Raw genomic sequence first — 361 nt, forward strand, 5'->3', positions numbered from 1 at the left:
GAAATATGGGCAAGGCTACTTGCGTATAACATAACCGAAACAATGATAAACTACACACTACTGGAAAAACATAGGACAAAACATGAATACAAAGTCAATTTCACTATGGCTGCCCATATCTGCAGAGCCTTTCTCCGTCTGACCACGGAGAAAGACCAATATGATGTGATGTCCCTGCTGAAAAAGGAATTGATCCCTATCAGGAATGAACGCCAATACCCAAGACTCCAAACGGCTCATTTCCGAAGACCGCGATATTTTATATATCGGGCAGCATAGACACCTATATCATTATAATCCGTTTTGAGGCAGATTTGCAATCTGTCTTCTTGTCATGCTTTCCTTCATGAGTAAATCGTAA

General features: G+C 40.7%; 1 pseudogene. It reads left to right on the forward strand.

Annotated features, from left to right (window positions below):
• Positions 1 to 279, forward strand: a pseudogene (locus tag PGR14_RS15270) (IS4 family transposase); the annotation flags it as partial.
• Between the last annotated feature and the right edge of the window lie 82 nt (positions 280 to 361).

This window comes from Coprococcus sp. AF99-45 (genome assembly GCF_027663865.1).
Taxonomy (GTDB): domain Bacteria; phylum Bacillota; class Clostridia; order Lachnospirales; family Lachnospiraceae; genus Allocoprococcus; species Allocoprococcus comes.